This is a genomic window from Promicromonospora umidemergens (assembly GCF_024171995.1).
GTDB lineage: Bacteria > Actinomycetota > Actinomycetes > Actinomycetales > Cellulomonadaceae > Promicromonospora > Promicromonospora umidemergens.
On sequence record NZ_JAMTCT010000020.1, the window covers coordinates 101,399 to 115,248 of the forward strand.

Consider the following 13,850-nt stretch of genomic DNA (forward strand, 5'->3'; position numbering starts at 1 on the left):
AGGCAGCTGGTGCCGCTCGCCGCCGGGGCTGTTCATGCGCCGTTCACCCCGGCGAACCGACTCCGCTCTACCGTGACTGCTGCGGACCACCGCGCACCACACCACCCGCACGGAGCCGGTGACACCCACGGCGCCGGCAAAGAAGGAGCAGTCATGCGAGCCAGCACCCCCGCGCGCCTGACCGGCGCAGCCGCGGCAGCGGCCCTGCTGGCCGGGGCGCTCGTCGCCTCGGCAGGCACGGCCTCGGCAGGCACGATGTCGGCAGGCGCGACGTCGGCAGGCACAGCCCCGACGTCGTCGGCGGACACGCTCTCGGCGGGCACCTCGTCCGACGGCGGCCGGCGCGGCACCGGCCACAAGACCCTGCGCGCTGCCACCTACAACCTGTCGCTCAACCGCGCGGAGGAGGGCGAGCTCGTCGACGACCTGTCCACGGGTGGCGACGCCCAGGCGGCGACGGTCGCCGAGGTCATCCAGCACGCCAACCCCGACGTCGTGCTGCTGAACGAGTTCGACTACTCCGGTGACGCCGACGCATACGCCGCCGCGGACCTGTTCCGGGAGAACTACCTCGAGGTGCCGCAGGGCACCGGCGATCCGGTGGAGTACCCGTACGCCTTCGTGGCACCGGTGAACACGGGGGTCCCGAGCGGGTTCGACCTGAACAACGACGGGACGGTGGGCGGGGGCGACGACGCCCTCGGTTTCGGCCTGTTCCCGGGGCAGTACGGCATGGTGGTGCTGTCGAAGTACCCGATCCAGCACGACCGGGTGCGCACGTTCCAGGACTTCAGGTGGCAGGACATGCCGGGCGCGCTGCTGCCCGACGACCCCGCCACCGACGCGCCGGCCGACTGGTACTCGGCCGAGGAGCTGGCGGCCCTGCCTCTGTCGAGCAAGTCGCACTGGGACGTCCCCGTGCGCGTCGGGCGCGACACGGTGCACGTCCTGGCGGCACACCCGACCCCGCCGTCGTTCGACGGGACCGAGGACCGCAACGGGCTGCGCAACCATGACGAGATCCGGTTCTGGGCCGACTACGTGCGCGGTGGCCGCGCCGCCGGCTACCAGTACGACGACGCGGGCCGGCGCGGCGGGCTGCGGCCCGGCTCGTCGTTCGTGATCGTGGGCGACTACAACGCCGACCCCCTCGACGGCGACTCCGTCACCGGCGATTCTGGGGCCGCGGCGATCGACCAGCTGCTGCACCACCCGTGGATCGCCGACCCGCAGGCGACGTCGGCGGGCGCTCCCGAGGCTGCCGGGCTCCAGGCCGGGGCGAACCTCGACCACCTGGGCGACCCGGCGCTGGACACCGCCGACTTCGCCGACACGGCACCGGGCAACCTGCGCGTCGACTACGTGCTGCCGTCGCGTGACCTGCGGGTCCGGGACGCCGGCGTCTTCTGGCCGGTCGCCGCCGACCCGCTGTCCCGGCTCACGGGCGCCTACCCGTTCCCGAGCAGCGACCACCGCCTGGTCTGGACCGACCTGAAGCCCTGAGATCGTCGGGTGCGGGATCTTCGCCCGTCCGGTTCCGTCTGGAGGGCGAGAATCCCGCACCCGACGATGCTTTGCGCGGATAGGCTGACGCGGTGTCCGACGCCCTGACCCCCGCCGAGATCGACCCCGCCACCACACCCCCCTCCACGGCGCGCCGCCCGAGCGAGCGAACGTTCCACGGCGACACCGTCACGGACCACTACGAGTGGCTGCGCCGCAAGGACGACCCCGAGGTCGTCGCACACCTGGAGGCGCAGAACGCGTGGGCCCTGGCCCGCCAGGAGCATCTGGCGCCGCTGCGGCAGACCCTGTTCGACGAGATCAAGGGCCGCACCCTCGAGACCGACCTCTCGGTCCCCTCCCGCGACGGCGACTGGTGGTACTACGCCCGCACGGTCGAGGGCCAGCAGTACGCGATCCACGCGCGCTACCCCGCCGCCGGGCCCGACGACTGGACGCCCCGCTTGCTCGAGCCCGGCGAGCCGGTGCCGGGCGAGCAGGTGCTGCTGGACCAGAACGTCGCGGCCGCCGGCCACGACTTCTTCGCACTCGGCTCGCTCGACGTGTCCGACGACGGTTCCCGGCTGCTCCACGCGTCCGACACAGCCGGTGACGAGCGCTACACGCTGCGCGTTCGCGACCTGGCGACGGGCGAGGATCTCCCGGACGAGGTGCGGGACACCGCACCCGGCGGACTGTTCGCCCCCGACGGCGAGCACATCTTCTACCTCACCGTCGACGAGGCCTGGCGCCCGTGGCGGGTCTGGCGGCACAGGCTCGGCACGCCCGCGTCCGACGACGTGCTCGTGTTCGAGGAGCCCGACGAGCGGTACTGGGTCGGCGTCGGGCTGTCACGGTCGAAGAAGTACCTGCAGATCGAGCTCGGCTCCAAGGTGACCAGCGAGTCGTGGCTGCTGGAGTCCGACGACCCGACGGGTGAGTTCCGGATCGTGTGGCCGCGCCGCGAGGGCGTCGAGTACTCGGTGGAGCACGCCGTGCTGCCTGCCTCGCTGGTCGAGCCACCTTCGCTGTCCGAGCCGCCGTCGCTCGTCGAGCCCGTCGAGACCCAGGACGCGGCGCCCGCGACCCGCGACGTGCTCCTGGTCCTGCACAACAAGGACGCCCTGAACTTCGAGCTGGTCTGCTCACCGGTGCCCGCACCCGGCGAGACGGTCACCCCGGAGGCGGCGACCGTCGTCGTGCCGCACGCACCGGACGTGCGCCTGGAAGGCGTGAGCGCGAGCGAGCGCTACCTCGTGCTCTACTACCGCCGAGAGGCGATCTCCCGCTCGGCGGTGCTGTCGCTGGAGGCACGCCTCGACCAGCGGGACTGGGACTTCCAGGAGATCTCGTTCGGTCAGCCGCTGGAGTCGGTCGGCGCGGGCGTGGGCGTGTGGGAGCAGCCCAACCTCAAGGCCGGTTACACGTCGTTCGTGACACCGCAGTCGCTCTACCTGTACGACGTCGCCTCCGGCGAGCGCACCCTGCTCAAGCAGCAGCCGGTGCTCGGCGGCTACGACCCCGCCGACTACGACCAGCGCAGGGAGTGGGCGGTCGCCGAGGACGGGACGCGGATCCCGATCTCCCTGGTCTGGCGCAAGGACAAGGTCCGGTTCGGCTCCGACGTCCCCGCCGAGCCTGCGCCCCTCCTCCTGTACGGGTACGGCGCCTACGAGATGTCGATAGACCCCTACTTCTCGGTGCCGCGCCTGAGCCTGCTGGACCGCGGCGTCGTGTTCGCCGTCGCGCACGTGCGGGGCGGAGGCGAGATGGGCCGCGCCTGGTACGACGACGGCAAGCTGGGCGCCAAGCGCAATACCTTCACCGACTTCGTGGCCTCTGGCCGGCACCTCGTCGACAGCGGCTGGACGTCGTCCGAGCGCATGGTGGCCGACGGCGGCAGCGCCGGCGGGCTGCTCGTCGGAGCCGCGACCAACCTGGCCCCCGAGCTGTTCGCGGGCGTGCTGGCCGGCGTGCCGTTCGTGGACGCGCTGACGTCGATGCTCGACCCGACGCTCCCCCTCACCGTCACCGAGTGGGACGAGTGGGGCGATCCGCTGCACGATCCAGAGGTGTACGCGTACATGCGCTCGTACACGCCGTACGAGAACGTGGCGGACGACGCCTCGCACTACCCCCGGATCCTGGCCACCACCAGCTTCAACGACACCCGCGTGCTGTACGTGGAGCCGGCGAAGTGGGTGGCCCGGCTGCAGGCCGCCGGCGCGCCCGCGATGCTGAAGATCGAGATGTCGGCGGGGCACGGCGGCGTCTCGGGGCGCTACTCCGCGTGGGAGCAGATCGCGTTCGAGCACGCGTGGGTGCTGGATGTCCTGAGCCTCGCCGACCGCTGATCCGTCAGCGGTCGGCCTTGGCCGCGAGGGCCCGGTCAGAGGGCGTCGGCAAGCACCCGTACGAACCCGTCGACGTCCGCCTCCGTGGTGTCCCACGCGCACATCCAGCGCACCTCGACGCGGTCCGCCGTCTCGCCGGCTGCCCAGTCGTAGAAGCGCGTGTGGGCACGCGCCCGGTCGGCAGCGGCGCGAGGCAGGGTCGCGAACACGACGTTGGCCTCGGTCGGACAGGTGATGCGGACGGTCCCGGTCAGGCCTGCCGCCTCGATGCCCGCGCGCAGGCGCGCCGCCATCGCGTTGGAGTGCGTGGCGTTGCGCAGCCACAGGGGCGCGCTGTCCCCTGTGCCGGACGTCGGTGTGCCCGGCTCGCCGAGCAGCGCCAGGAGCTGTGCCGACACGAACCGGGTCTTCGACGCGAGCTGCATGGTGGCCTTGCGCAGGTAGGGCACCGCTTCGACCAGCCCGGCCGGTGCGCCGGCCGCCCCGCGCGAGCCCGCCGCGCCGTCGGCCAGCACCACTACCGCCTCGCCGAGCATGCCGCCGTTCTTCGCCGCGCCGAGGGACACGATGTCCACGCCGACGTCGGTGGTGATCTCCCGCAGCCCGACGCCGAGCGTGGCCGCCGCGTTCGCCAGACGTGACCCGTCGACGTGCACGCGCAGGCCGATCGCATGGGCGGTGTCGGCGAGGAGCTTGAGGTCGGCAGGCGAGTAGACGGTGCCGAGCTCGGTGACCTGCGTGAGGCTCAGGACCGCCGGCTGCGCGCGCTGCACGTTGCCGATGTCGCCGGCGTAGCGGTCGACGGCGTCGGGCCCGATGCGGCCCTGCACGCTCGGTGCGGCCAGGACCTTGAGACCGCCGACGCGCTCGGGGGCGCCGTTCTCGTCGGTGTGGGCGTGCGCGACGTCGCTGGTGATCACGCCGCCCCAGCGAGGTGCGGCGGCCATGAGGCTGATGACGTTAGCGCCCGTGCCGTTCAGGACCGGGAAGATGCGGGCCTGGTCGCCGAACACCTCGGTGGCGCGCTCCTGGAGACGGGCGGAGACGGGGTCGTCACCGTACGAGACGGCGGCCCCGTCGTTGGCCGCGACGATCGCGGCCATGACCTCGGGGTGGACGGGGGCGTAGTTGTCGGAGGCGAGATGCTGCACGCCCCCATTCTCCCTCTCCCCCAACACGTCAGACGTACGGGTCGCCTGAGGCGACCCGTACGTCTGACACGTCGCGGGAGGTGGGTCAGGAGGCCTTGTCGACGTCCTCCGCCAGCGTTCCCAGGTACAGCGAGATCACCTTGGGGTCGGCCTGGAGCTCCCTGCCGGTCCCGGTGTGCGCGTCCGTGCCCTGGTCCAGCACGTAGCCCCGGTCGCAGATCTGGAGGCAGCGCCGCGCGTTCTGCTCCACCATGATCACGGAGACGCCTGCCTTGTTGATCATGCGGGTCCGCAGGAACGTCTCGTCCTGCCGCACCGGCGACAGGCCGGCGGACGGCTCGTCGAGCAGCAGCACCGACGGGTTCATCATGAGCGCGCGGGCCATCGCGACCATCTGGCGCTCACCGCCCGACATGGCGCCCGCTCGCTGCGAGCGTCGCTCCCCCAGGTTGGGGAACAGGTCGGTGATGAACTCGAACCGCTCCTTGAACGTCTTGGGGCGCAGGAACACGCCCATGCGCATGTTCTCCTCGACGGTGAGCGACGGAAACACGTTGTTGTTCTGCGGCACGAACCCGACGCCGCGCTCCACGAGCCGGTTCGCCTTCATGCCCGTGATGTCGTCGCCCTCGAGGATCACCTTGCCGCTGTGGATCTTCACGAGCCCGAACATCGCCTTGAGCAGCGTGGACTTGCCGGCGCCGTTGGGGCCGATGATGCCGACCAGCTCGCCCTTGGCCACCTCGATGGAGCAGTCCTGCAGGATGTTGACGCCGGGCACGTAGCCCGCCACCAGGTGCTCGGCGCGCAGCAGCAGCTCTGGGGCCTTCGCCTCGGGTGCCTTCGGCTCGGTCGTGGTCGCCTCGCTCATCGCTTCTCCTCCTCGGCCTCGAGCCGGGCCAGCACTGCGGGGTCGAGCAGCGCGTCGTCCCCGAGATCGGTGTCGTGGTGGGCGCCGAGGTAGGCGTCCACGACGGCCTGGTCCTGCATCACGCTGTCCGGCGGGCCTTCGGCCACGATGCGGCCCTCGGCCATGACGACCACCCAGTCGGAGATGTGCCGGACGGCGTGCATGTCGTGCTCGACGAACAGCACGGTCATGCCCTCGTCGCGCAGCGCCTGGACGTGGTGGAGCAGCGACTGCACCAGGGCAGGGTTCACGCCGGCCATGGGCTCGTCGAGCATGATCATGGTCGGGTTGGTCATGAGGGCCCTGGCCATCTCCAGCAGCTTGCGCTGCCCACCGGAGAGCGACCCGGCGAAGTCGTCCTTCTTCGCGGCGAGGTTGAACCGCTCCAGGATCTCCATCGCCTTGACCGTGTTCCGCTTCTCCACGCCCGACCACAGCGGCCGGAACAGGGAACCGAACAGGTTCTCGCCGGGGTTGCCCGGCGCGGCCAGCAGCATGTTCTGCAGCACCGTCAGGCGCGACAGCGCCTTGGTGAGCTGGAACGTGCGGACCATGCCGGTGCGAGCCAGCTTCGCGGCGCTGGTGTGGGTGATCGGCCGGCCCTCGAACTCCCACTTGCCCTGGTTGGGCTTGTCGAAGCCGGTCAGCAGGTTGAAGAACGTCGTCTTTCCCGCACCGTTGGGGCCGATCAGCGCGGTGATAGCGCCACGCTGCACCTCCAGGTGGTCCACGTCGACGGCGGTCATACCGCCGAAGCGGCGCTGCACGCCGGTGGCCGTGAGGATCATGTCCGGCTTCGCGACGCCGACCTTCGCCTCCACGTGGCTCAGCGTCTCGGTCACCTTCCTGGCGGCGTCGCTGCGCTCGTCGTCCGACACTGCGGCAGCCTCTGCGGCCGCGACGGCCCCGATCGGCTCCGCCTCGTCGGGCGTGGTCGGCTCGACGGGCTCGTTCTCGTTCTTCGTCTTCTCAACGGACATCGAAGGCGAGCTCCTTCTTGTTTCCCAGGATGCCTTGCGGCCGGAAGATCACGATGCACATCAGCGCGACGCCCACCATGAGGCCGGCCAGGTGCTCCACGTTCTGCGCCGGCATGACGTCGCTGAGCCCCGCGCGCATGCCCGTGCGGAGCAGCATGTAGACGAAGAAGAACAGCATCGAGCCCAGTACCGGCCCGAACAGGGTGGCGGCACCGCCGAGCAGCATGACGGTCCAGACGAAGAACGTCAGGGTGCGGCCCATGTTGTCGGGGGCGACGGATATGGGTAGCACGAACAACATGCCCGCCAAGGATCCGGCGATACCGCCGAGGACCAGGGCCTGCATCTTGTAGGAGAAGACGTTCTTGCCGAGGGCACGCACGGCGTCCTCGTCCTCACGGATCCCCTTGAGCACCCGGCCCCACGGGCTCCGGGTGATGAGCCAGACCAGGAGGACGGCGATCAGCACGACGCCCCAGGCGAAGATCCGGGTCCACCAGGAGTCCGACCCGTTGTGGATGTACTCGAGCGGCCCGATGGCGGTCCGCCCGTCCGGCAGCGGGGACAGGTCCTGGAAGGTGCCCTTGTACGCGGTGCCGGCAAGACCCGAGGCGCCGCCGGTGTACTCGGCCCAGAGGGTGGAACGGCCGGCGAACCGGATGATCTCCGCCGCTGAGATGGTCACGATCGCGAGGTAGTCCCCGCGCAGCTTCAGCGTGGGGATGCCGAGCACGAAGGCCAGCAGAGCACCCGCGGCCGCCGCGATGAGGAAGGCGAGCCAGAACGGCGCGCCCTCGATGGTGGCGATAGCGAACCCGTACGCCCCCATCAGCATGAAGCCGGCCTGGCCGATGTTGAGCAGCCCCGTGTAGCCGAAGTGCAGGTTGAGGCCGATCGCCGCGAGAGCGTATGCGGCGGTGGCGGGCGCAATGAGCTGGCCAAGCGCCTGGATGAGGATTCGACTCAGTTCGTCCATGACGATTCTCCTTTCAGCCGACCCGCACGGCGCGACCGAGCAGGCCCTGGGGCCTGAACAGCAGCACGAGGATGAGGATCAAGAGGCCCGAGGCGTACCGAAGGCTGCTCGGCATGCCGGGGATGAGGGTGGACATCTCGACGACGAGGCCGATCACTATGGATCCGGCCAGGGCGCCGAAGGCCGTGCCCATGCCGCCGAGCGTCACCGCCGCGAACATGAGCAGCAGCAGGATCATGCCGAGCGTCCACGTGAACGAGCCGAACGAGATCGCGAGCAGCATGCCGGACAGGCCGGCCAGGCCGGTGGACACGGTCCAGACGATGCGCACGATGCGGTCCGGGTTGATCCCCGTTGCCGCTGCCAGCGCGGGGTTGTCGGAGACGGCACGTGTCGCACGGCCGATCCGGGTCCGCGTGAGGAACCAGGCGATGACGCCGATCACGACCAGAGCGACGAGCATCGAGAGCCAGGACGCGGCGCTGAGGGTGACGCCCGCGATCTCGACCGGTCGAGCGTTCGACGACAGCACCCGCTGGGAGCGGCCGCCGATGACCATCTGGATCGCGTACTGCAGAGCCATCGACAGACCGATGGTCACGATCATGAGCTGCATGACGGGTGTGCCACGTCTGCGTAGCGGTCCCCACAGGACCACGTCCTGGAACCACCCCGTCGCGGCGCAGACGATGATCGTGACGAGCACGGCCGCCCAGACCGGCAGGCCCCACCAGTTGATCGACACGAATCCGAGCAGGGCGCCGAGCGTCACCTGCTCGCCGTGCGAGAAGGTCGAGATGCCGGTGGTGCCGTAGATCAGGCTCAGGCCCACCGAGGCGAGCGCGAGGAGCAGGCCGAACCGGATGCCCGAACCGAACTGCTGCCAGACCTGGCTGAACGCCGGCCATCCTGAGACGTTCTCCGTCGATCCATCGGCGCCGATGCCGCTGGCTTCCGCCTCGTCGTCCGTGCTGGCCCCTTCGCCGTCAGCGGTCTCCGACGGCTCCGTCGTCGATCCGGTCTCGGCGGGCGCCGAGCCTGCCGTGATGCTGAACGCCCCGCGGGCCGTCGAACCCAGCTGAGCCGTGACCTGACGTTCAGCGGCATTCGGCTGCATACCGTCCGGCACCGTCGCCGGATCGAGGGTCAGCGTGTAGCTGCCGACCTCGGGGACCGCGACGGACACCGGTCCGTCGGTGGAGGTCACGACCTCCTCGAAGCCCTGGCCGCTGATCGTCACGTCGACGCCGGGCAGGGGTTCGTTGTTCTCGTCGAGCACGATCGGGGAGACACATGCGGTGGTCCCGTCAGGGGTGCAGTCGGTGGCGACGTCCGTTGTGGACGCGGCAGCTGGGGCGGCGAGCATCGCCGCGCTCGCGGTCAAGCCCGCGAGTACCGCCACGACGACGGCGAGGATTCGCCGCGCCGCGGAGGCGATCTGTCGGTCGGCTGTCATGTGCCGGGTCCTCCGTGGTGTCTGGGGCTGGCCAAGGGGCTGAGCCTCCGGGCCACCGTTCTCCCCGTGATGTAGCAGCCCTGAACGGGCCGTGTATCGCAAGGTTTTCGCGAGCGTGCCGGAAGTGTAGCCGTGGTTTGTGTCACATTCGGCGCAGCCGATGTCACACGAAAGAGTTACGGTCCGCCTGCTTTTGTCTACAGGAAACATCAACCGAGGCAGGACGACGGCCCGGTCACCCTCCGCGCGGAAGGCGATCGGGCCGTCGTCACAAGTGGGCTGACCCCGGCCGTGGCAGGCGGTCACCCCGGTTCGCGGGCTACTCCGCGACCTTGCCCTCGATCGCGCGCTCGAAGACGTTCACGTTGTCCTTGTCGTACTTGTAGACGCCGATGAACGCGGACGTCGGGTCGTTCTGCTCGTTCAGCGGGCCCACACCGGACTGACCCACGTAGTGGATCTCCTCGCCGGCCTCGAGCGCCGCGACGCCCTCCTCGAACGTCGTGACCTCGGTACCGCCGTCGGCACCGGAGACCGCCTTGATGTTCTCCGAGATGGTCGCGCCGTCGGTGCCCTCACCGCGGACGGCGGCGAGCGCGGCCAGGATGACGGCGTCGTACGACTCCGGCCCGTAGGAGTAGTCCGTGAGCTCTTCGCCCTCGTTCTCCTCGTACCAGGCGTTCAGGAGGTCCTTGAAGTCGTCAGGGGCCTGCGCACCGGGGATCGTGCCGACGACGCCCTCGAGCGTGCCGGGGTCGAAGTCGGGCTCGTACGTCTGCGTGTTGCCGTCGCAGAAGTACGTGGTGCCGCTGAAGTCCCAGTCCTGCGCCGTCAGCTCGGAGATGATCGCCTTGGTCTCCTCGAAGGCGATGACCGCGATGGCGTCCGGCTTGGCCGCCAGGGCTTCCGTGACGATCGTGGAGAAGTTGCTCTCACCGGGAGGGAACTCGTCGCCCGCGTCGGAGGCGCCGTAGACGACCTCGCCGCCGCCTGCCTCGACCGCCTCCTGGATGTGGTCGCGCAGACCGGTGCCGTAGGCCTCGTCCTGCACGATCATGGCCACCTTCTGGTGACCGCCGTCGAGGATCAGCGAACCGAGGGCCGCGCCCTGCACGGTGTCCGGCGGGGCCGTACGTGCGAAGAAGTCACTCGCACCGGAGAGGTCGGCGGCCGTGTTGGCCGGGGAGACCTGCATGACGCCTGCCTCGGTGAACTGGTCCACCACGTTCAGGCTCACCTGTGAGGACGCGGCACCGATGACCACCTGAGCGCCCTTGCTGATCAGGTCGGTCGCCGTCTGCTGGGCGACGCTCGTGTCCGTCGTGTCGCCGGAGTCGCCCTGCTCCAGGGTGACGTCGTTGCCGAGCACACCGCCGACTGCGTTGATGTCGTCGATCGCCAGACCGACGCCCGCGACCTCGGGCGGGCCGAGAGAGGCGAGCGTGCCGGTGAGCGGGAGGATGGTGCCGACGATGAGCGGATCCTGCGATGCGGCACCGTCGCCGTCGCCGCCGGACTCCGTGGTCGTGGAGCAGGCCGCGAGGCCCACGCTGAGGACAGCTGCGATCGCGAGACCGCGCGCCGCCGTGGAACGTCGAATCATTCTGCTGTTCCCCTTCGAGCGGGAGTGAACCTGACGCGGCGAATTGCCTCGTCGTGGCGATGAACGTAGCCACCTTGTGTGACACGAGTGTGTCTAGTCCGTCACACCGACCCGATCGTTACGAGGATGTTACTCACGCGCGCGGCGTCCCAAGAGAGGGGGTGATAACAGGTCTCAAACAGGAAAGAGAATGAGTTGGCGGCGTGCGCGAGGGCCCGTTCCCGGCCCGCACGGACACCGCCGTCGGTCCCTGGGCTCAGCTCCGGAACTGTGTGAACGCTGCGGTCGCCGGGTCGGCGCCGATCCGGCCGTCCTGCCTGTGCAATGCGTTGATATCTGACATCTGCGCCTCGCTGAGCGAGAACGAGAACAGGTCGATATTGGTCGCCATCCGCTCCGGGTTCACGGACTTCGGGATCAGGATCACCCCGTGCTGGACCTGCCAGCGGAGCACCACCTGTCCAGGTGTCACGCCCAGCTCGCTCGCGATGCGGACCACCGCGGGCGCCTCCAGATCGGCGCCCTGCCCCAGTGGCGAGTACGCCTCGGGGACGATCCCGTGGGCCCGGCTCCGCTCGACCGTCGTGGGCTGCCGGAAGGTCGGGTGAAGCTCGACCTGGTTGACCGCCGGCACCACGTTCGACTCGCTGACCAGGCGGTCGATGTGCTCGGGCAAGAAGTTGGAGACGCCGATCGCCCGTACCGCGCCGTCGGCCAGCAGCTTCTCGAAGGCACGCCAGGTCTCTACGTACAGACCGCGGCCGGGCGTCGGCCAGTGGATGAGGTAGAGGTCGACGACGTCGAGGCCGAGCGCCTGCCGACTGTTCTCGAAGGCCCGCAGGGCGTTCTCGTAGCCCTGATCGCCGTTGCGGAGCTTTGTGGTGACGAAGATTTCCTCGCGCGGGACGCCTGTCGCCCGGACGGCCGCGCCGACGCCCTCCTCGTTGTAGTAGGCGGCGGCAGTGTCGATGTGCCGGTAGCCGAGCTCGATGGCGGTCTCGACACACGCCTGTGTGCCGTTGTCGGGCACCTGGAAGACGCCAAGACCAACCTGCGGGATCACTACGCCGTTGTTGAGCGTGACGGACGGGATGTCGGTGACTGGGTTCATGCCAACCGTTCTAACACCCCGGTCCCGCACCGTCGACGGCGGCCGAGAACCGGCCCGGAGGGCCCCTCGACACAACTCACTCGAGTTTGATCGGGCTTTCCTTGCGCAGTGCGGGTAGGGTAGGGGTGTTGCAGTGCCTCGATCGTTCTTCCAAGAGATGACGACGACACCGTGATTACTGCGATCCCGAAGGCCGGGGTCGTCGCATCTTGCAAGGAGCAGTACATGGCATTCGGCACCGTTAAGTGGTTCAACGCCGAGAAGGGCTTCGGGTTCATCGCACCCGAGGACGGTGGGCAGGACGTGTTCGCCCACTTCAGCGCGATCCAGTCGGACGGCTACCGTTCACTGGAGGAGAACCAGCGCGTCGAGTTCGACGTGAAGCAGGGCCCCAAGGGCCTGCAGGCGGAGAACATCCGCCCGATCTGATCCCTTCACAAACTTCGCAGCCTCCGCGGTGAGCTCGTCTGAGTTCGTCGCCGGTTGTACGACGTCGGCCCGGTCACCTTTCGAGGTGGCCGGGCCTTCGCCATTCCACCCGGAGGCCTGACGGTCCGATCCGGAACCGTTGGACCGCGCCGGGCGTTCCCCACCTGGACCGTCACCTACGAAGGACGAGATCATGGGCTTCCTCGACCGACTGCTCGGCCGCGAACCACGCGAGCAGATCCCCGGCATGTACCAGGGCAGTAGCGCGCCTCGACAGCAGTACCAGCAGCAGCCAGGCCAGACCCCCGAGTACGGCACGGCGCCTGTCTACGGCTCTGCCGCGAGCACGGGCCGCAGCGAGGACGAGGTGGCGATCGAGCGGTACCGCTACCTGCTCCGTACCGCCCCGCCGGACCAGGTGGAGGAGGCGCACGCCGAAGCGTTCGCGCAGCTCACGCCCGAGCAGCGGCGGCAGGTCCAGGCGCAGCTGAGCGAGACCGTTCCGGCGAACGAGCGCGCGACGTCGGACGAGCCGCGGGACCTGGCCCGTATGGCGACCCGCGCGGAGATGCGTAACCCGGGCACGCTCGAGCGGAACTTCGGCTCGAGCCGCGGACCGGGCTTCGGCTCGATGCTCGGTGCGAGCATGCTCGGCACGATCGGTGGCATGGTCATCGGCTCGGCGGTCGCGGACATGATGTTCGGCGACTCCTTCGGAGACCCGGCCCAGGACTTCGCCGGTGGCGAGGAGGGCGGCGGCGCCGAGGGTGGCGGCGAGGAAGCGGGCGCCGAGGGTGGCGACCCGGGTGCGGAGGCCGGTAGCGAGCCGGTCGAGGCATCTGGTGCCGACGCGGGCGGCGATGCGGGTGGTGACGCCGGCGGCGGTTTCTTCGGCGACATGTTCGGTGGCGGCGGAGACTTCGGTGGCGGCGGAGACTTCGGCGGCGGCGGCGAGTTCTGACGATCCCCGACTTGTCTCGCGGTCCTCGTCTGGCCGCCCACGGAGCCGTTTCCACAGCGCTGTCGCTGTGCAGCGATCGCAGGCTGCGCGAGCTCGTGGATGCCGCCACCCCGATCGGCTCCGGCATCGGCGGGCAGACGGTCCTGCTGGAGGTCGAGGGAACTCCGGTCTTCGTCAAGCAGGTGCGCGTCACCGATCTTGAGCTCCGGCCGGAGAACGTTCGCTCAACGGCTGACCTCTTCGGGCTGCCGATCTTCTGCCACTACGGTGTCGGCACCATCGGCGGCCCGGGGTCCGGAGCCTGGCGGGAGCTGGCCGCGCAGATCATGACGACCAACTGGGTGATCGCGGGAGACCACGAGGGTTTCCCGTTGATGTACCACTGGCGAGTGCTATCCGACTCGGGCCAGCCACTC

The 13,850-nt window shown here is 69.6% G+C and carries 11 protein-coding genes and 1 pseudogene; 5 read left to right on the forward strand and 7 right to left on the reverse strand.

The genetic code is table 11. The features are described 5' to 3' along the window. The first annotated feature begins 153 nt into the window (after window positions 1-153). Together APR04_RS24135 and APR04_RS24140 are read left to right on the forward strand one after the other, a co-directional pair. Window positions 154-1,503 carry an endonuclease/exonuclease/phosphatase family protein gene (locus APR04_RS24135; protein ID WP_253875285.1) on the forward strand — a complete coding sequence of 450 codons (1,350 nt, stop codon included), beginning with the start codon at window positions 154-156 and terminating at the stop codon, window positions 1,501-1,503. Between the two features lie 92 nt (window positions 1,504-1,595). Beyond that, complete coding sequence (locus tag APR04_RS24140; protein ID WP_253875287.1) at window positions 1,596-3,857, forward strand: S9 family peptidase; 2,262 nt, start codon at window positions 1,596-1,598, stop codon at window positions 3,855-3,857. Between the two features lie 35 nt (window positions 3,858-3,892). Here APR04_RS24140 and APR04_RS24145 read toward each other — a convergent pair whose 3' ends face one another. The 7 genes from APR04_RS24145 to APR04_RS24175 form a co-directional block, all read right to left on the reverse strand. Next, window positions 3,893-5,008 carry a threonine aldolase family protein gene (locus APR04_RS24145; RefSeq protein ID WP_253875289.1) on the reverse strand — a complete coding sequence of 372 codons (1,116 nt, stop codon included), beginning with the start codon at window positions 5,006-5,008 and terminating at the stop codon, window positions 3,893-3,895. An 85-nt stretch (window positions 5,009-5,093) separates the two neighbouring features. Further along, window positions 5,094-5,879: an ABC transporter ATP-binding protein gene (locus tag APR04_RS24150; RefSeq protein WP_253875291.1), complete on the reverse strand. Its 786-nt coding sequence runs from the start codon at window positions 5,877-5,879 to the stop codon at window positions 5,094-5,096. Continuing rightward, window positions 5,876-6,898 (reverse strand): ABC transporter ATP-binding protein, encoded by a 1,023-nt coding sequence (locus tag APR04_RS24155; protein ID WP_372496167.1) that lies wholly within the window; start codon window positions 6,896-6,898, stop codon window positions 5,876-5,878. Before APR04_RS24155 ends, APR04_RS24150 begins: the two co-directional genes overlap by 4 nt. Then, entirely contained in the window at window positions 6,888-7,874 is a 987-nt protein-coding gene (locus APR04_RS24160; RefSeq protein WP_253875293.1) for a branched-chain amino acid ABC transporter permease, read from the reverse strand. The genes APR04_RS24155 and APR04_RS24160 overlap by 11 nt, the downstream gene beginning before the upstream one ends. Before the next feature lie 13 nt (window positions 7,875-7,887). After that, window positions 7,888-9,330: a branched-chain amino acid ABC transporter permease gene (locus tag APR04_RS24165; protein WP_253875295.1), complete on the reverse strand. Its 1,443-nt coding sequence runs from the start codon at window positions 9,328-9,330 to the stop codon at window positions 7,888-7,890. A 319-nt stretch (window positions 9,331-9,649) separates the two neighbouring features. Further along, entirely contained in the window at window positions 9,650-10,933 is a 1,284-nt protein-coding gene (locus APR04_RS24170) for an ABC transporter substrate-binding protein (protein WP_253875297.1), read from the reverse strand. 256 nt (window positions 10,934-11,189) lie between these two features. Continuing rightward, entirely contained in the window at window positions 11,190-12,044 is an 855-nt protein-coding gene (locus APR04_RS24175) for an aldo/keto reductase (protein ID WP_253875299.1), read from the reverse strand. A gap of 225 nt (window positions 12,045-12,269) precedes the next feature. Between APR04_RS24175 and APR04_RS24180 the strand changes: the two genes are divergently transcribed. From APR04_RS24180 to APR04_RS24190, 3 genes and pseudogenes are all read left to right on the forward strand, one after another. Continuing rightward, on the forward strand, window positions 12,270-12,473 hold the full coding sequence (locus APR04_RS24180; RefSeq protein ID WP_116677330.1) for a cold-shock protein: 204 nt from the start codon (window positions 12,270-12,272) through the stop codon (window positions 12,471-12,473). 193 nt (window positions 12,474-12,666) lie between these two features. After that, window positions 12,667-13,434 (forward strand): hypothetical protein, encoded by a 768-nt coding sequence (locus APR04_RS24185; protein ID WP_253875301.1) that lies wholly within the window; start codon window positions 12,667-12,669, stop codon window positions 13,432-13,434. 11 nt (window positions 13,435-13,445) lie between these two features. Then, a pseudogene (locus APR04_RS24190) lies at window positions 13,446-13,850 on the forward strand (protein kinase family protein); the annotation flags it as partial.